Source organism: Rhizobium sp. GW821-FHT14E12, from assembly GCF_058803745.1.
Map to the genome: position 1 here is coordinate 196,223 of NZ_JBXAPH010000001.1, position 20,102 is coordinate 216,324.

Annotated in this window: 14 protein-coding genes; 12 read left to right on the forward strand and 2 right to left on the reverse strand. The window is 60.5% G+C overall.

The annotated features are described in order from the left end of the window. Nucleotides 1-5: 5 nt before the first annotated feature. The 9 genes from AC1RO0_RS01035 (at nucleotide 6) to AC1RO0_RS01075 (ending at nucleotide 10,889) form a co-directional block, all read left to right on the forward strand. Entirely contained in the window at nucleotides 6-1,091 is a 1,086-nt protein-coding gene (locus AC1RO0_RS01035; RefSeq protein ID WP_498591125.1) for a BMP family ABC transporter substrate-binding protein, read from the forward strand. Nucleotides 1,092-1,236: 145 nt separating this feature from the next. Next, on the forward strand, nucleotides 1,237-2,199 hold the full coding sequence (gene ytfQ / locus AC1RO0_RS01040) for a galactofuranose ABC transporter, galactofuranose-binding protein YtfQ (RefSeq protein WP_007693510.1): 963 nt from the start codon (nucleotides 1,237-1,239) through the stop codon (nucleotides 2,197-2,199). A 128-nt stretch (nucleotides 2,200-2,327) separates the two neighbouring features. Beyond that, on the forward strand, nucleotides 2,328-3,851 hold the full coding sequence (gene ytfR, locus AC1RO0_RS01045; protein WP_498591126.1) for a galactofuranose ABC transporter, ATP-binding protein YtfR: 1,524 nt from the start codon (nucleotides 2,328-2,330) through the stop codon (nucleotides 3,849-3,851). Next, nucleotides 3,848-4,876: an ABC transporter permease gene (locus AC1RO0_RS01050; RefSeq protein ID WP_498591127.1), complete on the forward strand. Its 1,029-nt coding sequence runs from the start codon at nucleotides 3,848-3,850 to the stop codon at nucleotides 4,874-4,876. The genes ytfR and AC1RO0_RS01050 overlap by 4 nt, the downstream gene beginning before the upstream one ends. After that, the gene (gene yjfF / locus AC1RO0_RS01055) at nucleotides 4,873-5,841 is read left to right on the forward strand and encodes a galactofuranose ABC transporter, permease protein YjfF (protein WP_498591128.1); all 969 of its coding nucleotides are present in this window, start codon (nucleotides 4,873-4,875) and stop codon (nucleotides 5,839-5,841) included. The genes AC1RO0_RS01050 and yjfF overlap by 4 nt, the downstream gene beginning before the upstream one ends. 16 nt (nucleotides 5,842-5,857) lie before the next feature. Next, complete coding sequence (locus tag AC1RO0_RS01060) at nucleotides 5,858-6,604, forward strand: FadR/GntR family transcriptional regulator (protein ID WP_498591129.1); 747 nt, start codon at nucleotides 5,858-5,860, stop codon at nucleotides 6,602-6,604. A 100-nt stretch (nucleotides 6,605-6,704) separates the two neighbouring features. Continuing rightward, complete coding sequence (gene glmU / locus AC1RO0_RS01065) at nucleotides 6,705-8,066, forward strand: bifunctional UDP-N-acetylglucosamine diphosphorylase/glucosamine-1-phosphate N-acetyltransferase GlmU (protein WP_498591130.1); 1,362 nt, start codon at nucleotides 6,705-6,707, stop codon at nucleotides 8,064-8,066. Nucleotides 8,067-8,183: 117 nt separating this feature from the next. Then, entirely contained in the window at nucleotides 8,184-10,010 is a 1,827-nt protein-coding gene (glmS, locus tag AC1RO0_RS01070; protein WP_498591131.1) for a glutamine--fructose-6-phosphate transaminase (isomerizing), read from the forward strand. Nucleotides 10,011-10,187: 177 nt separating this feature from the next. Then, nucleotides 10,188-10,889, forward strand: a complete 702-nt coding sequence (locus AC1RO0_RS01075; protein WP_153365663.1) for a DUF502 domain-containing protein — start codon at nucleotides 10,188-10,190, stop codon at nucleotides 10,887-10,889. A gap of 61 nt (nucleotides 10,890-10,950) precedes the next feature. Here AC1RO0_RS01075 and AC1RO0_RS01080 read toward each other — a convergent pair whose 3' ends face one another. After that, the gene (locus AC1RO0_RS01080; protein WP_498591132.1) at nucleotides 10,951-11,889 is read right to left on the reverse strand and encodes a YiiG family protein; all 939 of its coding nucleotides are present in this window, start codon (nucleotides 11,887-11,889) and stop codon (nucleotides 10,951-10,953) included. A 372-nt stretch (nucleotides 11,890-12,261) separates the two neighbouring features. Between AC1RO0_RS01080 and AC1RO0_RS01085 the strand changes: the two genes are divergently transcribed. Next, the gene (locus AC1RO0_RS01085) at nucleotides 12,262-13,758 is read left to right on the forward strand and encodes an esterase-like activity of phytase family protein (protein WP_498591133.1); all 1,497 of its coding nucleotides are present in this window, start codon (nucleotides 12,262-12,264) and stop codon (nucleotides 13,756-13,758) included. Nucleotides 13,759-13,800: 42 nt separating this feature from the next. Here the strand turns inward: AC1RO0_RS01085 and recG are convergent, their stop codons facing one another. Next, nucleotides 13,801-15,906 (reverse strand): ATP-dependent DNA helicase RecG, encoded by a 2,106-nt coding sequence (gene recG / locus AC1RO0_RS01090; RefSeq protein ID WP_498591134.1) that lies wholly within the window; start codon nucleotides 15,904-15,906, stop codon nucleotides 13,801-13,803. 173 nt (nucleotides 15,907-16,079) lie between these two features. On the opposite strand from recG, the gene AC1RO0_RS01095 reads away from it, so the two are divergent. Continuing rightward, a complete protein-coding gene (locus AC1RO0_RS01095; RefSeq protein WP_368511549.1) occupies nucleotides 16,080-16,394 on the forward strand; it encodes an FAD assembly factor SdhE in 315 nt (104 codons plus the stop codon). After that, complete coding sequence (gene mfd / locus AC1RO0_RS01100) at nucleotides 16,391-19,891, forward strand: transcription-repair coupling factor (protein ID WP_498591135.1); 3,501 nt, start codon at nucleotides 16,391-16,393, stop codon at nucleotides 19,889-19,891. Before AC1RO0_RS01095 ends, mfd begins: the two co-directional genes overlap by 4 nt. Nucleotides 19,892-20,102 lie beyond the last annotated feature (211 nt).

The window sequence follows — 20,102 nt, forward strand, 5'->3', positions numbered from 1 at the left end:
TTACTATGAAAAAACTAGCACTCTCACTCGCCGCCACCGCGGCCCTGATCGTCGGTATCGGCGCCGCCACATCGGCGGAAGCTGCCGCCAAGACGAAGATCTGCTTCATCTATGTCGGCTCGAAGACCGACGGCGGCTGGACGCAGGCACATGACAAGGGCCGCCAGGAACTGCAAAAGGCATTCGGCGACAAGATCGAGACGCCGTTCCTCGAAAACGTTCCGGAAGGCCCAGACGCCGAACGCGCCATCGAGCGCTTGGCCCGCTCCGGCTGCGCCATGGTCTTCACCACGTCCTTCGGCTTCATGGATCCGACGATTGCGGTTGCCAAGAAGTATCCGAAGGTGAAGTTCGAGCATGCCACCGGCTTCAAGACGGCCGACAATGTCGCGACCTACAATTCGCGCTTCTATGAAGGCCGCTACATCAGCGGTGTCATTGCCGCCAAACAGTCGAAGACCGGCACGGCCGGTTACATCGCCACCTTTCCGATCCCGGAAGTGGTGATGGGCATCAACGGCTTCGAAGCAGGCGCCAAGTCGGTCAACCCGAACTTCAAGATGAAGGTCATCTGGGTCAACACCTGGTTCGATCCGGGCAAGGAAGCCGATGCTGCAAAGGCACTGATCGATCAGGGCGTTGATATCCTGACGCAGCACACCGATACGACCGCGCCGATGCAGGTTGCCGAACAGCGTGGCATCAAGGCTTTCGGCCAGGCTTCCGACATGATCGCCGCCGGTCCGCACACGCAGCTGACCGCGATCGAGGACACCTGGGGCGCTTACTATATCAAGCGCGTCCACGCCTTCTTCGACGGCACCTGGAAGTCCGAGCAGAGCTTCGACGGCCTGAAGGACGGCATCCTGACGATGGCGCCCTACACCAACATGCCCGACGACGTGAAGAAGTTGGCCGAGGAGACCGAAGCCAAGATCAAGTCCGGCGAACTCGCGCCCTTCACCGGCCCGATCAACAAGCAGGACGGTACGGTTTGGCTGAAGGCAGGCGAGCGCGCCGATGACGGCACGCTGCTCGGCATGAACTTCTACATCGAAGGCATCGACGACAAGTTGCCGGCCTCGAAGTAAAAGCGGTCGAAAATCGCAAAAGTTGAAGAAGGGCGCTGATGGCGCCCTTTTTTGTTGCGCTGCATCAACGAATGTCGATTTACAAAAGTATTACTATATGATTTTTTCTCCATGGCCTCAGGAGATGGCCCTTTGGGAGGATATCATGAAATTGAAGACTGCACTGGTGAGTGCCACCATTCTTGCCGCCTGCATGTTTACGTCCGCATCGGCAAAGGATCTGGTCGTCGGCTTCTCGCAAATCGGTTCGGAATCCGGCTGGCGCGCCGCGGAAACGACCCTGACCAAACAGGAAGCCAAGAAGCGCGGCATCGATCTCAAGTTTGCCGACGCGCAGCAGAAGCAGGAAAACCAGATCAAGGCGATTCGCTCCTTCATCGCCCAGGGTGTCGATGCAATTTTGCTGGCACCGGTCGTGGAAACGGGATGGGATTCCGTTTTGAAGGAAGCAAAGGAAGCCAAGATTCCGGTCATCTTGCTGGACCGTACGATCAACGCGCCGAAGGATCTCTACCTGACGGCTGTTACCTCTGACCAGATCCACGAAGGCAAGGTTGCCGGAGACTGGCTGGTGAAGAATGTCGGCGACAAGAAGTGCAACATCGTCGAGCTCCAGGGCACGACGGGCTCCTCGCCGGCGATCGCACGCAAGAAGGGCTTCGAGGAAGCCATCAAAGGCCATGACAACCTGAAGATCGTCCGCAGCCAGACGGGCGATTTCACCCGCGCCAAGGGCAAGGAAGTCATGGAAAGCTTCCTGAAGGCGGAGAACGGCGGCAAGGATATCTGCGCGCTCTACGCTCACAATGACGACATGGCCGTCGGCGCCATCCAGGCGATCAAGGAAGCCGGCCTGAAGCCGGGCAAGGACATCCTGACCGTGTCCATCGATTCGGTTCCGGATCTCTTCAAGGCCATGGCGGCAGGCGAAGCGAACGCGACGGTGGAATTGACGCCGAACATGGCCGGTCCCGCCTTCGATGCGCTCGACGCCTATCTGAAGACCAAGAAGGAGCCGCCGAAGTGGATCCAGACCGAGTCCAAGCTGTACACGCAGGCTGACGACCCGGAGAAGGTCTACGAGGCGAAGAAGGACCTGGGCTACTGAGTTAGAAAACGGGTCGCATCGGCCGGGAAACCGGTCGGTGCGATTTCTCGGCGCGGAATTGCCGATGCGCGAGGCGAACGGCAGTTCCGCGTTTTTTATACCGCTCAATCCAAGGAAATTCTTGCTCCATGGCTCACGATGTCGAGCGCCTTCTGACCGCGACTGGTTTCTGCAAATATTTTCCCGGTTCCACCGCCCTTGACCATGTCGATTTCACGCTGCGGCGGGGCGAGGTTCATGCGCTTCTCGGTGAAAACGGTGCCGGGAAGTCAACGCTCATCAAATGCATGACCGGCGCCTATCGCCGCGACGCGGGCAGCCTTGCTCTCGAGGGCGCCGAGATCGATCCGCACGACACGTTGGCGGCGCAGAAGCTTGGCATCGGCACGGTCTATCAGGAGGTGAACCTCCTTGCGAACTTGAGCGTTGCGGAGAACCTGTTTCTCGGCCGCCAGCCGAAGCACTTCGGCATGATCAGCACCCGCGTGATGAATGCCATGGCGAAGGATCTGTTGTCGCAATACGGCATCGACATCGATGTCAGCCGACAGCTGGATCGCTTCTCCGTCGCGATCCAGCAGGTGATTGCGATCGCGCGTGCTGTCGATCTCTCGGGCAAGGTCCTGATCCTTGATGAGCCAACAGCGAGCCTGGACACCCAGGAAGTCGCCATGCTTTTCGGCATCATCCGAAATTTGAAGCAGCGCGGATTGGGGATTGTTTTCATTACGCATTTTCTGGAGCAAGTCTATGAGATCTGCGACCGCATAACCGTTCTTCGCAACGGTCGTCTGGTCGGTACGCGTGATGCGGAGGGCCTGTCACGTCAGACCCTGATCGCAATGATGCTGGGCCGCGAACTCGCCGAAATCGAGGCGGGTGTGAAGGAGGCGGCCAGCGAAAGCGGGCCTGCGAAGTACCATTTCACCAATTTTGGCAAACGCGGCAAGATCAAGCCCTTCGACCTTGAGGTTCGCGTCGGCGAGGTGGTCGGGATTGCTGGCCTGCTTGGCTCCGGGCGCACGGAAACCGCGGAGGTTATGTTCGGCGTCGAGCGCGCCGACAGCGGCGAGGCAAGGATCGACGCGCAGCCGGTAAGCCTTTCGTCTCCGCGCGCCGCCATCAAGAACGGCTTTGGCTTCTGCCCGGAAGATCGCAAGACAGACGGTATCATCGGCGATCTTTCCATTCGCGAGAATATCGTCATGGCGCTCCAGGCCCGTCGCGGCTGGGCACGTCCGCTGTCACGCGGCGAGCAGAACGCGATCGCCGACCGTTACATCAAGGCGTTGGATATTCGCACCACCGACCGTGAAAAGCCGATCAGGCTCCTGTCCGGCGGTAACCAGCAGAAGGCCATCCTGGCGCGCTGGCTGGCGACAAATCCGAGCTTCCTCATTCTGGATGAGCCGACGCGCGGCATCGACGTCGGCGCGCATGCGGAAATCATTCGGTTGATCGAGGATCTCTGCAAGCAGGGTATGTCGCTGGTGGTGATCTCCTCCGAATTGGAGGAGCTTGTGGCCTATAGTTCCCGCGTTATTGTGCTGCGCGACCGCGAGCATATTGCAGAGTTGACTGGCAGCGACATAACCGCCAGCCATATCGTCGACGCCATCGCCACGGCGCAGAGCAAGCGGGAGGACGCATGAGTTCCCAGATCAAGGCATCCTTGTTTCGATTGATGCCGCAGCTCATTGCCTTGGCTGCCATTCTTCTTTTGAATTTCATTATGTTCCCGCATTTCTTTAATCTGGAAATGCAGAATGGCAGATTGTACGGCAGCGTCATCGACGTCCTCAATCGCGGTGCGCCGGTAGCGCTTCTGGCGATCGGCATGACGCTGGTCATCGCCACCAAGGGCATCGATCTCTCGGTCGGCGCGGTGATCGCAATTTGCGGCGCTGTTGCTGCCTCGACGATCGTTGCCGGAGGTTCGCTCGCCTATACGCTGTTGCTGACCATCGGCGTCGGGATTGCCTGCGGATTGTGGAACGGATTTCTGGTCGCGGTTCTCGGCATTCAACCGATCATCGCCACGCTGGTGCTGATGGTCGCGGGCCGTGGCATCGCGCAATTGATCACCGAAGGCGTCATCCTGACCTTCAACAATGACGGGCTCATCTTCTTCGGTAGCGGATCTTTTGCCTGGCTGCCGATGCCCGTCGTCGTTTGGCTTGCTGTGGGGCTTGCGGTCATCGTGCTTGTTAGGCGCACCGCGCTCGGTATGCTGGTCGAGGCCATCGGGATCAATCGCCGCGCCAGCACGCTGTCCGGCATCCAGACGCCGATACTGCTGATCGCCGTCTATGCGCTGAGCGGACTTTGCGCCTCCATCGCCGGCATCATCGTTTCTGCCGACATCAAGGGCGCGGATGCCAACAATGCCGGCCTCTGGCTCGAGCTGGATGCGATCCTGGCCGTGGTCGTTGGCGGCAATTCCCTTCTCGGCGGTCGTTTCAGCATTGTCGGCTCATTGATCGGCGCGATGATCATCCAGTCGGTCAATACGGGCATCCTGCTCTCCGGCTTTCCGCCGGAGTTCAATCTGGTGATCAAGGCCGTCATCGTCATCATTATTCTGGTCATCCAGTCTCCCGCCCTTCAGTCCGTGACGACGTTCCTGTGGCGTCGGCGTGACGAGGCGCAGATGATCCGTGAGGAGCAGGCAAAGTGAATTCGAAATATCTTCCTCTGCTCGCAACGATCGTCATTTTCATCCTCGCCTATACCGGCTGCGCGCTGCAATATCCGACCATGCTATCGACGCGGGTGGCCGGTAACCTGCTGACGGACAACGCGTTTCTCGGAATTGCCGCCGTCGGCATGACTTTCGTGATCATCTCGGGCGGTATCGATCTGTCGATCGGCTCGGTCATCGCTTTTACCGGCGTTTTCCTGGCGATCGTCCTGCGCGACACCTCGATCCATCCCTTGTTCGCCTTCGCGATTGTTCTTGTGATCACGACAGCCTTCGGCGCCGGCATGGGGGCGATCATCCATTACCTCGCCATGCCGCCCTTCATCGTCACGCTGGCGGGGATGTTTCTGGCGCGCGGCATCGCTTTTGTCCTGTCGATCGACAGTATCCCGATCGAGCATGATTTCTATTCGCAGCTTAGCGACATGTATCTGTTGCTGCCGGGCGGCGGCCGCCTGACGGTGATCGGCGGCGTGATGCTTATCGTCTTTGCCGCCGGCATCCTGCTGGCGCATCGCACCCGCTTTGGCGCCAATGTCTACGCGCTGGGCGGCGGTGTGCAGACGGCGCAGTTGATGGGGGTTCCGGTCGCGCGCACGACGATGCAGATCTACGCTTTGTCGGGCTTTTTGGCCGGTCTATCCGGAATCGTTTTTTCGCTCTATACATCCGCCGGATATTCGCTTGCCACGGTCGGTGTCGAACTCGACGCCATTGCCGCGGTGGTTATCGGCGGAACGTTGTTGACGGGGGGAGCAGGGTTCGTCGGGGGGACTCTGATCGGGATTCTCATACAGGGCTTGATCCAGACGTACATCACCTTTGACGGAACACTTTCCAGCTGGTGGACGAAGATCTTGATCGGGCTGCTGCTTTTTGCGTTTATTTTGATGCAGAAGGGGCTTCTGTTACTTTCCCGTTTCAATCGACGTTACGCCTAAGGGAAGGACAGAGCGGTTGCGCAGCAGATTGCTTGAGACACGGAAAGGCCAAGGAAAATCACGAACGAGCCATGCTCAGGTTGTCGATGATCTCGGCAAGGCGATTGTGGCGGGCGTTTTTCCCATCGGCGGCATCCTTCCGGGCGATAGCGATCTTCTGCAACGGTTCAAGGTATCGCGCACGGTTCTGCGCGAGAGCATGAAGACGCTGGCGGCAAAAGGACTGGTCGTCCCGCGCGCCAGGGTCGGCACCCGCGTCACCGAGAGGATCCACTGGAACATGTTCGACAACGAGGTGCTGACCTGGCACTTCGAAAGTGGCGTGAACGAAGAGTTCCTGCTTCATCTCTATGATATTCGCCTGGCCTTCGAACCATTTGCCGCCAGTCTCGTCGCCGAGCGGGCCGGCGCGGAAGAAATCGAGCTGCTGCGGCGGCTGGCGCTGGCAATGGCCGCGCCGGAGCATACGGCGGATAGTCTCGCGCTCGCCGACCTTCATTTCCATCTGGCGATCACTGAAGCCTCCCACAATCCCTTCATGCGGTCGCTCGGCGGCCTGATCGAAGCTGCTTTGGTCGGCATGTTCCGCATGAGCGCGCCTCCCTCCAGCAACGGTTTCGCCAATATCGCCGATACGCACATGGCGATTGTCGACGCTATCGCGGATCACGATGGACCGACCGCGTATAAGGCGATGGAGTTCGTGATTTTCGATGGCCGCCAGCATGTGCTGGAAGCCTTCGCGGCGCTTGCTGATGCCTGAGCGACATATCCAAATTCGCCGTAGTTCCCCATTCAACTAGTTGCTAAGAGAAAGCGAAGCCTGCATAGGCCTCGCCGAGTCGTATCTTTCGGAGCTTGAAATGGAACGCACCTGCCTCGCCATCATCCTCGCCGCCGGTGACAGCACCCGCATGAAGTCGTCGGTCTCCAAGGTGCTGCATCCGATCGCCGGCCGTCCGATGATCGCGCATGTGATGGAAGCGATCGCCAAGACCGATATTTCCGCCGCCGCCCTCGTTGTCGGCCGCAATGCGGAGGAGGTGGCTGCCGCCGCCGATATCGGTGGCATCGAGGTCGAGGCCTATCTGCAGAAGGAGCGTCTGGGGACCGGGCATGCCGTGCTGGCCGCGCGCGAGGCGATCGCCCGGGGCTATGACGATATTATCGTCGCTTACGGCGATGTGCCTCTGCTCACCGACGTGCCGCTGCGCGCCGCCCGAAAGGGACTTGCCGACGGCAACGATATCGTCGTCATCGGCTTTCACACGGAAAATCCGAATGCCTATGGCCGGCTGCTGGTCAAGGACGGCGAACTGATCGCCATCCGTGAGGCGAAGGACGCAACGGACGCCGAACTGGCGGTGACCTGGTGCAACAGCGGCCTGATGGCGATCAATGGCCGCAGGGCACTCGATCTGCTCGACCGCATCGGCAACAGCAACGCCAAGGGTGAATACTATCTGACTGACCTGGTGGAAATCGCCCGCTCGCTCGGCGGCCGCGCCGTTGCCGTTGATGCGCCGGAAGTGGAAATGACCGGCTGCAACAACCGCGCCGAACTCGCATTCATAGAACGCCTCTGGCAGGAGCGTCGCCGTCATGAGCTGATGCTTTCGGGCGTCACGATGATCGCACCGGAAACGGTGTTTCTCGCCTATGACACGGTGATCGGCCCGGATGCGCTGATCGAGCCGAACGTTGTCTTCGGCCCCCGCGCGGTCATCGACGGCGGGGCGGTTATCCATGCCTTCTCGCATATCGAAGGCGCTCATGTCAGTGGCACCGCCACGGTCGGCCCGTTTGCACGGCTGCGCCCCGGCGCGGATCTTGCCGATGGCTCGAAGGTCGGCAACTTCTGCGAAGTGAAGAACGGCAAGATCGGCAAGGGTGCCAAGGTCAGCCATTTGACCTATATCGGTGACGCCACGATCGGCGCCGGCAGCAATATCGGCGCGGGCACGATCACCTGCAATTATGATGGCGTCAACAAGCACGAGACCCATATCGGCGCCAACAGCTTCATCGGCTCCAACTCCTCATTGGTGGCGCCGGTGCGTATCGGCGACAATGCCTATGTTGCCTCCGGCAGCGTGATCACCGAGGATGTCCCCGCGGATGCACTTGCCTTCGGCCGTGCGCGCCAGGAGGTGAAACCCGGCCGCGCCAAGGTCATCCGCGAAAGAGCCCTGGCCATCAAGGCAGCAAAAAAAGGCAGCCATTAAGTATTTCGCTTGCGGTCGCGTAACGGTTGGAAACCGAAAGTGACCGTCGCGGTAATTGTGAAAACTGTTAGAATCATTAGGACTTGCCTTCTTATTTGAGGCCAGACGGAGAGTTGCATGTGCGGCATTGTTGGGATTGTCGGAACGAAGCCGGTAGCGGCGCGATTGGTGGATGCCTTACGGCGTCTCGAATATCGCGGTTACGATTCGGCGGGTGTCGCGACCATTCATGACGGCGTGATGGATCGCCGCCGCGCCGAAGGGAAGCTCTTCAATCTGGAGAAGCGGCTTGAGGCCGAGCCATTGGCCGGTGTCACCGGCATTGCCCATACGCGCTGGGCGACGCACGGCGTTCCGAACGAGACCAACGCCCATCCGCATTTCATCGAAGGCGTCGCAGTCGTCCACAATGGCATCATCGAGAATTTCTCCGAATTGCGCGAGGAATTGAAGGCCGAGGGCAGGGTGTTCACCACGCAGACGGACACGGAAGTCGTCGCGCATCTGCTGGCGAAATACGTCGGCGAGGGCCTTGATCCGCGCGCGGCGATGCTAAAGATGCTGAACCGCGTCACCGGCGCCTATGCGCTCGCGATCATGTTCCAGAGCGATCCCGATACGCTGATGGCGGCCCGCTCCGGTCCGCCGCTCGCCGTCGGTTTCGGTAATGGCGAGATGTTCCTCGGTTCGGATGCCATTGCACTTTCGCCCTTCACCAACGAGATCACCTATCTCGTCGACGGCGACTGCGCGATCATCACGCGCAATAGCGCCACGATCCTCGATTTCAACGGTAAGGAAGTCAGCCGCCCCCGGCAGATATCGCAGGCGACCGCCTATGTCGTCGACAAGGGCAATCACCGCCACTTCATGGAAAAGGAAATCTACGAACAGCCGGAGGTGATCTCCCATGCGCTCAGCCAATATGTCGATTTCGTCGGTCATCGGCTGCGCCCGAATGCGTCGGCGATCGATTTCAAGGGTGTATCGGGACTTGCTATCTCGGCTTGCGGCACGGCCTATCTCGCCGGCCTGATCGGCAAATACTGGTTCGAGCGCTACGCCCGCCTGCCGGTCGAAATCGATGTCGCCTCCGAATTCCGTTATCGCGAGATGCCGCTGTCGCCCTCGCAGGCAGCGCTGTTCATTTCGCAGTCCGGCGAAACCGCCGATACGCTGGCGTCGCTGCGCTATTGCAAGGACAACGGCCTGAAGATCGGCGCAATCGTCAACGTCAAGGAATCGACCATCGCGCGCGAATCCGATGCGGTGTTCCCGATCATGGCCGGCCCGGAGATCGGCGTTGCCTCGACCAAGGCTTTCACCTGCCAGCTTGCCGTTCTGGCATCACTGGCGATCGGCGCGGGCGTTGCGCGCGGCACGGTGAGCGCCGAGGACGAAAACGCGATGGTACGCCACCTTGTCGAGATGCCGCGCATCATGGCAAGGGTGCTGAACATCATCCAGCCGCAGATGGAAAGCCTTGCCCGCGAAATCTCCAAGTTCAAGGACGTGCTCTATCTCGGCCGCGGCACCAGCTTCCCGCTCGCCATGGAAGGCGCGCTGAAGCTCAAGGAAATCTCCTATATCCATGCCGAAGGCTACGCCGCCGGCGAACTGAAGCATGGTCCGATCGCGCTGATCGACGAGAACATGCCGGTTATCGTCATTGCGCCCTATGATCGATTCTTCGACAAGACCGTCTCCAACATGCAGGAAGTGGCGGCTCGTGGCGGCCGTATCATCTTCATCACCGACGAGGCGGGGGCGGCTGCCTCCACGCTGCCGACGATGGCGACGATCGTCCTGCCGGTTGTCGATGAAATCATCGCGCCGATGATCTTCTCGCTGCCGATCCAGCTGCTCGCCTATCACACGGCCGTCTTCATGGGCACGGATGTCGACCAGCCACGCAATCTCGCCAAGTCGGTGACGGTGGAGTAAGGCGCGGCCTCATTTATTTTCGTGTGATAACGTCGTCGTGAACTGGGCCGATATCCGGCCCGGTGGCGTGGCTGCCGGGTTGTGCACTGCGCCGATTTCTGGCACGATTCATCAAGGAGGTGGTGGGGGAATTTGCCGGTTAGCGGTTGGCGACGGAACGGAGTTTTCGAACGGCGAATGACGGAAAAGCCCATCAAAATGTCCGTGGCGACACGGCTCAGAAACAATTTCCTGGCCGGCCTCATTATCTGCGCGCCGATTGCCATCACGCTCTGGCTAACCTGGTCTGTCATCCATTGGGCCGATAGCTGGGTCCGACCCTATATTCCCGCGCGCTACGATCCCGAGAGCTATCTGAACTTCGCCGTTCCCGGTACGGGTGTGGTGATCGCGATGATCTTCATCACCATCATCGGCTTCCTCGCCAAGAACCTGATCGGCCAGAGCATCGTTCGCTTCGGGGAGTCGATCGTGCAGCGCGTGCCGCTGGTGCGAACCATCTACAAGAGCCTGAAGCAGATCTTCGAAACCGTGCTGAAGGAGCAGGGGACGTCGTTCAAGAAGGTCGGGTTGATCGAATATCCGAGCCCCGGTCTCTGGTCGATGGTGTTCGTCTCGACTGATGCCAAAGGCGAAATCGCCTCGAAATTCAATGCCATGGGGCATGATATGGTGGCGGTTTTCCTGCCGCCGACCCCAGTACCAACAGCCGGTTTCCTGATCTTCGTGCCGCGCGAGAAAATCACGCTTCTCGACATGAGCCCGGAAGACGGGGCCAAGCTTCTGATTTCGGGTGGCCTGGTCTCGCCCGAATATCGGGAGAAGCTGATTGCAGCCAAGGAATTGCCGCCGCCCGTCCCGATGAAATCCCTGTCTTAATGCGAGATCGCGTGTTGGAACGGTAGCTCGCGCGCCGGCCAGTCCCTGCGATGCAACGCTTCTATCTCACGCTATTGAACATTTCGATCGCGCTGTTGAAGCGGGTGACGACGAGTTGATATTTGTCCGGCGTGGGATCCTGTTTGATCTGGCGGAAGTCGCCGACCATTCCGGTCAAACTGTCGTTGATGCCATCAAGAAGAGGAGTATTGACGCTGTTGCCGCCTTCCTGTTTGGCTTTTGCCAAGGCGGCGCGCTGATCCTCTAATGTCTTTTCCAGATCGGTGATCTTTGCGTCTATCTGACTCTGTAGAGCAGGCTTACCAGGATCTTCCGAACTATTGAGAAGATCGACCAGTTGTCTCGCCTGGCTGAGGGCAAGCCGTGTCTGATAGACCGGCATGTCCCCGCGTTCCTTGATCTTGGCAAGCTCGGCTTGTTCCCGACGATCAAGCTCCTTCTGCAATTGCTGATGGAATTCCTCCAGCGCGGCGGCCGCAGTCTGGAAATCGGCAAGCATCAACGGATCCTCGCGCTTTCCGCGCGCGAGCCCGTCTTCCATGTAGGCCTTGCTGGCATAGTAGACATTCAGGCCGGAGAGGCGGGGCACGGCCTGACCAAGCGCGGAGATCAGCTTGTCGGCGGCGGTATCGAGTTCTGTGGACGCATCGCCCTTTGCGCCGCGCACCGCCTTCAATTTGTCCGCGGATCGTTCGAGCGAGCCTTTGCTGACTTCGGTAATATTGTCGGAGGTCGCGCTCTTCGAAATATTGGCGTTCTGATAGGCCTGATATTGCGCCAGCAGGCCGGAATCCCCGATGAGATCATTATAGGCCAGCACGTAGTCGTTTAATTTTGCGCTGTTCGCCAGCTTCGATGCCGTATCGGCCGAGGACTGATTGCTGGCGGCAGTGGAATTCGACTGATCGTCGCAGGCCGAGAGGCCCAGGATTGCGGTGAATGCCATCGCGAGAACAGCGACAGAAGCAGACGTCTTCATGGAGTGAAACCCTTCGCTATATTGTGGCGTTAACGGCGATTATTGCGAGGACATCGCAAACAAGGTTCGCAGCAGGCTTAGGAACGACCTACGCCAAATGCGGCACGGTTTCAATCTCAAGATGTCGTGGCGGACGAGCGGAACGTTATGCTAGCGATCATCCGGCCAGCCGGTCGCATCAGCCGGATCGAACTGTCATGTCCCTATCATATTGCCGTTCTAGACCGGTTGCCGGAAGGGCAGGCGGGCACATCTCATGGTCGAATGTTTTCGGCTCAACGGAGCCTGACACTATCGTTCGACATGGTTTTCGACCGATCGGGAGATGAACGCCATTCCAGCACAAAGAGTTTTCATTAGGAGGATATTGCCGTGAGAAATTTGCGTTCAATGAGTTTGCCGCTGCTGTCGGCAGCGCTCGCCACTTGCGTTTTCGCAATGCCGGTCGTGGCCTTCGCCGATAGTTCCGTCGCCGTCGGTGGCGTCACGCTGGTGAACAAGGGCCTCGTCGCTGTCGGCCGTATCCCGGCTAACCAGCGCGACAAGTTCGGTGAAACCTTTGGCTCGGGTTCGGGCATGTCGATCGACGCCAAGAACTGGGTGCGCAATGCCGATGGCTCCTACAAGGGATCGCTATGGCTGCTGCCGGATCGTGGCTATAACGTCGTCGGCACCACTGATTATCGTCCGCGCCTCAACACCATCGACGTTCAACTGATACCGGTCGCCCCAGGCGCAACGCCGCCGGCTGGCAAGGAGCAATCGGGCGTCGTTGCCAAGCTGGCCGACACCATGCTGCTGGCCGACAACAAGGGCGCCGACACCACCGGCCTCGATCCCTCGGGTGGCAGTCGCCATCCGGAAGATGGCATGCCCTTGCTGCCTGAAGCACCGAACGGCAAGATCTCGCTCGACAACGAAGCCATCGTCCGCTTGGCCGATGGCACCATGTTCATCAGCGACGAATATGGTCCCTATATCTACCGCTTCTCCGCCGAGGGCCGCATGATGTCCGCCACGCCGCCGCCGGCGGCGCTGCTGCCGATGCGTAACGGCGCCGTGAACTTCGCCTCGAACAATCCCGGCCCCGGCGAAAGCGCGCCCGACCCCAAGGATCCGACCAGTGGACGCCAGAACAATCAGGGCCTCGAAGGCATGTCGATGACCCCGGACGGCAAGTTCCTGATCGCCGTGCTGCAATCGGCGACGCGCCAGGACGGCGGCGATTCCGGTTCGACCCGGCAGAACACTCGCGCATTGGTCTACGATGCCACCGACCTGGCCCATCTGAAGCTGGTGCATGAATATGTCGTGCCATTGCCGGTCTTCACCAACAACAAGGGCAAGACGGCTGTCGCTGCTCAGAGCGAAATCGTGGCGCTTTCGCCGACGAGCTTCCTGATGCTGGCGCGCGACAGCAACAACGGCTACGGCATGGAAGGCGAAAAGTCGCTCTACCGCAGCATCAACGTCGTAGACATCTCGACTGCCACCGATATCGCCGGCAGCAAATTCGATGCCGACACGCCGGTTGCTCCGAAGGGTGTTCTTGATGCGTCGGTGAAGCCCGCAACGGTTAGCCAGTTGATCGACATCAACGATAGCGCCACCCTTGGCCGCTTCGGTCTCCATAACGGCGCACCGAACGATCGCAACAACCTCTCCGAAAAGTGGGAGGCCATGTCGTTCGTCAGCGTTCTCGATCCGAAGCTGCCGGACGACTACTTCCTGTTCGTCGCCAATGACAACGACTTCCTGACACAGGACGGTTTTCAGGTGGGCGCCGCCTACAAGGGTGAAGGTGGGGCTGACGTCGACACCATGTTCCAGGTGTTCCAGGTGACGATCCCTGGCTTGTCTGCCAAGTAATAGCTTTTGAGAGGGATGGACGCGCCTGCTGCGTCCGTCCAACTATCCGGCTCTCAGGAACCGGATCGCTTCGTCGCGGCGGAAGAGATAGAGCAGGGTGCGTACCGCCATGCCGCGCTCGCCGGTCAGGTCCGGATCGCGGTCGATCAGATAGGCGGCGTCTTTGCGGGCGATCTCCAGAAGATCGGCATGGGCCTCGAGGCTGGCGATGCGGAAGCCGGGCGTGCCGGACTGGCGCGTGCCGAGCAGCTCGCCTTCGCCACGCAGCTTCAGATCCTCCTCGGCAATGCGGAAGCCGTCCTCGGTATCGCGCATGATCGATAGCCTCGCATGGCCGGTCTCGCCGAGCGGGCCTTTGTAGAGCAGGATGCAGGTCGAGGCTTCGTCGCCACGTCCGACGCGGCCGCGAAGCTGGTGTAGCTGAGCCAGGCCGAAACGCTCAGCATGTTCGATCACCATGATCGTCGCATCCGGCACGTCGACACCGACCTCGACGACCGTCGTGGCAACCAGCAGCCGGATTTCGCCGTTCTTGAAGGCCATCATCACGGCATCTTTTTCCGGCCCGCTCATGCGGCCGTGGATCAGGCCTATGCCGGGACCAAGCGCCTTGACGAGCGTTCCATGCCGCTCCTCGACGGACATTAAATCGGATTCTTCGGATTCTTCCACAAGTGGGCAAATCCAATAGGCTTTCTTGCCCTCTGACAGCGCACTCTTCAGCCGGGATACGATATCCCCGGTTCGTTCGGTCGGGATGGTGATCGTCTGGATCGGCTTGCGGCCGGCCGGCTTCTCGGTGAGTTTGGAAACATCCATATCGCCAAAGGCGGCTAGCACCAGCGTGCGCGGGATCGGAGTTGCGGTCATCACCAGCATGTGCGGCGAGATGCCCTTCGCCGTCAGCCGCAGGCGCTGGTGGACTCCGAAGCGGTGCTGCTCGTCGACGACGGCCAGCATCAGGTTCGCATAGCTGACGCTGTCCTGGAACAGCGCATGCGTGCCGATGATGATCTGTGCCTCACCGGAAGCGATGCGCTCGAGGATGGCATCGCGCTCGCGACCCTTGGTGCGGCCGGTCAGCACTTCGACGGAGAGATTGGCGTTGGCGGCGAATTTCGCGATGGTCGCATAATGCTGTCGCGCCAGGATTTCCGTCGGCGCCATCAATACGGCCTGGCCGCCACTTTCGATGACGGCCGCAATCGCCATCAGCGCGACGAGCGTCTTTCCTGCGCCGACATCGCCTTGCAGCAGTCGCAGCATGCGCTCGGTGCCCGCCATATCCTTGAGGATATCGGCAATGGCTGCCGTTTGGCTATTCGTCAGGGAGAAAGGAAGGGATTCCAATATCTTCTGGCTGATGTCTCCAGTCGGATGCACGGGCTGTCCCGCGACTTTGCGCAGCCGTTGACGGACGAGCGCCAGCGACAATTGCCCGGCCAGGAATTCATCATAGGCAAGCCTGCGGCGGGCCGGCGCCTGCGGGTCGAGATCAGCGGCGTCGCGCGGCGAATGCAGCATGTGAAAGCTGTCGGATATCGAGGGGAAGCCCTGCTTCTGCGCCAGCGCCTCGTCATCCCATTCCGGCAGTTGCGGCAAGCGTGTCAGCGCCGCCTCGATGGTCTTGCGCAGGAATTTCAGCGCGAGCCCCGCCGTCAGCGGATAGACGGGTTCGACCAATGGCAGGTTCTGCGCTTCGCTTTCGCGCATGATGTAGTCGGGATGCACCATCGACGGGCGGCCATTGAACCAGTCGACCTTGCCGCTGACGGTGACCGTCTCATCGATCGGCAATTGCTTTTCCAGCCATTGCGCCTTGCCGCGGAAGAATACCAGGCCGAGTTCGCCGGTCTCGTCATGCAGGAAGACGCGATAGGGCACGTTGCTGCGCGGGTTCGGCGGCGGCTGGTGGCGGTCGACGCGTCCGGTAATGGTGACGATCGCGCCCTGCGGCGCCCGCGCGATGCCCGGCTGCTCCCGTCGGTCGATAATGGAGTGTGGCGCATGAAAAAGGAGATCGATGACGCGGCAATCGTCGATGGTTTCCCGGTCGAGCAGCTTCACCAGCAGCTCGGCGACCTTCGGCCCAACGCCGGGCAGCGAAGAAATGGACGCAAATAACGGGTCGAGGATGGCGGGTCGCATGGCCGGCAAAATGCGACGGGGAGGGTAGTCTTGGCAAGAGCTGACCGCCACGGAGGCTTCCGCGAGGCACACACTCCCCGGAAAATTGAATGTCAGGCGCTTTTTTCCGAAAAAGCGGTTCCCACCTTCCAAGGCTGGTTTTATAGAGACGCATCAACATAAAGGTTTTTGTGATGACTGGGCTGACACTCAGCAGTGCCGATCTCGATCCCCGCCGCCGCCGTATCCTGTTTCGCTGCTGGCACCGTGGCCTCCGCGAGATGGATCTCGTTTTCGGCCAGTTCGCCGACAACGAATTGCCGGGACTCAGCGAGGCCGATCTCGATGAGTTCGAGCGCATCATGGATGAGGAAGACAATGATCTCGTCCGGTGGATCCTCGGAACGCTGCCGGTGCCCGAGCATCTGCAGACGCCGCTTTTCAAGCGTGTGGCCGCCTATAAGCCGGATTTTGAAGAGGTCGCGGAAAGGCTTGGGATAACCAGATGATCCCAGGGTTCGACGCGAAGAAACTGCTCGCGGCGAGCGAGCCGCTGACGGTTGGCCATGTTCCTGCGGGCATGGAGCCCTTCCTGCTGGCCGAACTGGCCCGCACCGGTGAGCCGATCGCTTATGTGATGTCGGACGGCCAGCATATGGCCGATGTCGAGCAGATGCTTGGTTTCCTCGCGCCCGAAATTCCGGTTTTGCCGCTGCCTGCCTGGGATTGCCTTCCCTATGACCGCGTATCACCCAGCTCCGACACCTCGGCCCGCCGTCTCGCGGCCCTGAGCGGCCTTATCGCCTACCATCGCAAGCCGCATGCGGCGATCGTACTGGTGACGGTCAATGCCATGCTGCAAAAAGTGGCGCCGCAGGATGTGATCGAGAGCCTGGCTTTCTCGGCCCGGCCGGGCAATCAGGTCCGGATGGACGACGTCGCCGGCCGTCTGGAGCGCAACGGCTTCGACCGCGTCGCGACCGTGCGCGAAGTCGGCGAATATGCCGTGCGCGGCGGTATCCTCGATGTCTTCGTGCCGGGAACGGAAGAGCCGGTGCGCCTCGATTTCTTCGGCGATACGCTGGAAAGCATCCGCAGCTTCGATCCCGCCAGCCAGCGCACGACCGGTCAGGTCCGCTCTCTCGATCTCAATCCTATGAGCGAAGTGACGCTGACGCCGGATACGATCAGCCGATTCCGCAAGAATTACCTCTCCTCATTTGGTGCCGCAACGCGCGATGACGCTCTCTATGTCGCTGTCTCCGAGGGCCGCCGCTATGCTGGGATGGAACATTGGCTGCCGCTGTTCTACGAGAAGCTGGAGACGGTTTTCGACTACCTCCGAGGCTTCCGGCTGGTCACGGATCATACGGTGCGTGAAGCCGCCGAGGAGCGCTCCAAGCTCGTTTTCGATTATTACGATGCCCGCCTGAACTCCGGACAGCCGGCCAAGAGCCAGATGTCCCAGGGCACGCCGTACAAGCCGGTAACGCCAGGCCAGCTCTATCTCGACGGCGGCAGCCTTTCCAAGGCGCTCGATGCCTTCAACGCCATCCGCATCTCGCCTTTCAACGAGCATGAGGGCGAGGCTCGCCGCGTCATCAACATCGATGCCCGTCAGGGTCCGCGCTGGGCGCGGTCCGCGACCGAAAACGCGGACGCCGAGCGCGTCAATGTCTTCGATTCCGTGGTCAAACACATAGCCGAACGCCGCGCCGCCGGCGGCAAGGTAATGATCACGGCTTGGACGGAAGGCTCGCTCGACCGCCTCTTGCAGGTGCTTGCCGAACATGGGCTTGCCCGCGTCAAGACGGTCGAGGCTTTCAAGGATCTCGCCACGCTGGCGAAAGGCGAGGCGGCCGCAGCTGTGCTGAGCCTGGAAGCCGGTTTTGAAGTTGGCGATCTCGTCGTCATCGGTGAGCAGGACATTCTCGGCGACCGCATGGTGCGCCGCTCCAAGCGCCGCAAGCGCGCCGCCGATTTCATCTCGGAAGTGGCAGGTCTCGACGAGGGCTCGATCGTCGTCCATGCCGAACACGGCATCGGCCGTTTTGTCGGCCTCCGAACCATCGAAGCGGCGGGTGCGCCGCATGCCTGTCTCGAGCTGCAATATGCCGATGAGGCCAAGCTTTTCCTGCCGGTCGAAAATATCGATCTCCTGTCGCGCTACGGCGGCGAGGGCACCGAAGCGCAGCTCGACAAGCTGGGCGGCGGCGCATGGCAGATGCGCAAGGCCAAGCTCAAGAAGCGCCTGCTGGATATGGCCGGCGCGCTCATCCGCATCGCGGCCGAGCGCCTGACGCGGCATGCACCGGTGCTCAGCACCCCGGATGGCCTCTATGACGAGTTCGCCGCCCGTTTCCCCTATGACGAGACCGAAGACCAGATGAACGCCATCGAGGCGGTGCGCGACGATCTCGGCGCCGGCCGGCCGATGGACCGACTCGTCTGCGGTGACGTCGGTTTCGGCAAGACGGAAGTGGCGCTGCGCGCCGCCTTTGTTGCTGCCATGAACGGCGCGCAGGTCGCGGTCGTCGTGCCGACGACGCTTCTGGCGCGTCAGCACTTTAAGACTTTCACCGATCGCTTCCGTGGCCTGCCAATCCGCATACAACAGGCATCCCGCCTTGTCGGAGCCAAGGAATTGGCACTGACCAAGAAGGAAGTTTCTGAAGGCAAGACCGACATCGTCGTTGGCACGCATGCGCTGCTCGGCGCCGGCATCCAGTTCGCCAATCTTGGTCTGCTGGTCATCGACGAGGAGCAGCATTTCGGCGTCAAGCATAAGGAGCGCCTGAAGGAGCTGAAGAGCGACGTGCATGTGCTGACGCTGTCGGCGACGCCGATCCCGCGCACGCTGCAGCTCGCCATGACCGGCGTGCGCGAATTGTCTCTGATCACCACGCCGCCGGTCGACCGCATGGCGGTCCGCACCTTCATCTCGCCTTTCGATTCGCTGGTGATCCGCGAAACGTTGATGCGCGAGCATTATCGCGGCGGCCAGAGCTTCTATGTTTGCCCGCGCCTCGCCGATCTTGCCGACATTCACGCCTTCCTGCAATCGGATGTGCCGGAGCTGAAGGTTGCCGTCGCCCACGGCCAGATGCCGGCCGGCGAGCTCGAGGACATCATGAACGCCTTCTATGAAGGTCGCTACGATGTGCTTCTCTCGACCACCATCGTCGAATCCGGTCTCGACGTGCCCACGGCCAACACGCTGATCGTGCACCGCGCCGACATGTTCGGCCTGGCGCAGCTCTATCAGCTGCGCGGCCGCGTCGGCCGTTCCAAGGTACGCGCCTTCGCGCTCTTTACGCTTCCGGTCAACAAGGTGCTGACGACGACGGCCGAGCGCCGCCTCAAGGTGCTGCAATCGCTCGACACGCTCGGCGCCGGCTTCCAGCTCGCCAGCCACGACCTCGATATCCGCGGCGCCGGCAATCTGCTCGGCGAGGAACAGTCCGGCCATATCAAGGAAGTCGGTTTCGAACTCTACCAGCAGATGCTCGAAGAGGCCGTTGCCGAGGTCAAGGGTGTCGACGAGATCCAGGACACCGGCTGGTCACCGCAGATCTCCGTCGGCACGCCGGTCATGATCCCCGACGCCTACGTGCCGGACCTGCATCTGCGCATGGCGCTCTATCGCCGCCTCGGCGAGATCACCGAAATCAAGGAAATCGACGGCTTTGGCGCGGAAATGATCGACCGTTTCGGACCGATGCCGATCGAGGTGCAGCATCTCCTGAAGATCGTCTACATCAAGTCGCTCTGCCGCGTCGCCAATGTCGAAAAGCTGGATGCCGGCCCCAAGGGTGTTGTCGTGCAGTTCCGCAACAAGGAATTCCCAAACCCCGCCAACCTCGTCGGCTATATCGCCAAGCAGGGCACCATGGCGAAGATCCGCCCCGACCATAGCGTGTTCCTGACGCGCGATTTGCCGACGCCGGAGAAGAGGTTACAGGGGGCGGCTGTGGTTATGACGCAGTTGGCGGAGCTGGCGAAGTAGAAAGACCGGTAATCAGCAGGCGGTGGTATTGACGACAGCTTTGGGGCCGGCAGCTTTCCAAGGGACTAATAGCCATACCTGCTGTTCGCCAATCCGATGCGTTATGCTCGACAGTAAAGGGAGCACGTCAGTGACAATTCCGTGCACCGTTTGGCGAGCGTACTAGACTGTGAATCCATAACCCCCCCCGAGGCCGAGATTGTAGGAAGGG

Excerpts from the sequence above, each read along its gene's own strand:
- AC1RO0_RS01035 (WP_498591125.1), top strand. The coding sequence starts at position 6 with ATGAAAAAACTAGCACTCTCACTCGCCGCCACCGCGGCCCTGATCGTC.
- ytfQ (WP_007693510.1), top strand. The coding sequence starts at position 1,237 with ATGAAATTGAAGACTGCACTGGTGAGTGCCACCATTCTTGCCGCCTGC.
- ytfR (WP_498591126.1), top strand. The coding sequence starts at position 2,328 with ATGGCTCACGATGTCGAGCGCCTTCTGACCGCGACTGGTTTCTGCAAA.
- AC1RO0_RS01050 (WP_498591127.1), top strand. The coding sequence starts at position 3,848 with ATGAGTTCCCAGATCAAGGCATCCTTGTTTCGATTGATGCCGCAGCTC.
- glmU (WP_498591130.1), top strand. The coding sequence starts at position 6,705 with ATGGAACGCACCTGCCTCGCCATCATCCTCGCCGCCGGTGACAGCACC.
- glmS (WP_498591131.1), top strand. The coding sequence starts at position 8,184 with ATGTGCGGCATTGTTGGGATTGTCGGAACGAAGCCGGTAGCGGCGCGA.
- AC1RO0_RS01075 (WP_153365663.1), top strand. The coding sequence starts at position 10,188 with ATGACGGAAAAGCCCATCAAAATGTCCGTGGCGACACGGCTCAGAAAC.
- AC1RO0_RS01080 (WP_498591132.1), bottom strand. The coding sequence starts at position 11,889 with ATGAAGACGTCTGCTTCTGTCGCTGTTCTCGCGATGGCATTCACCGCA.
- recG (WP_498591134.1), bottom strand. The coding sequence starts at position 15,906 with ATGCGACCCGCCATCCTCGACCCGTTATTTGCGTCCATTTCTTCGCTG.
- AC1RO0_RS01095 (WP_368511549.1), top strand. The coding sequence starts at position 16,080 with ATGACTGGGCTGACACTCAGCAGTGCCGATCTCGATCCCCGCCGCCGC.
- mfd (WP_498591135.1), top strand. The coding sequence starts at position 16,391 with ATGATCCCAGGGTTCGACGCGAAGAAACTGCTCGCGGCGAGCGAGCCG.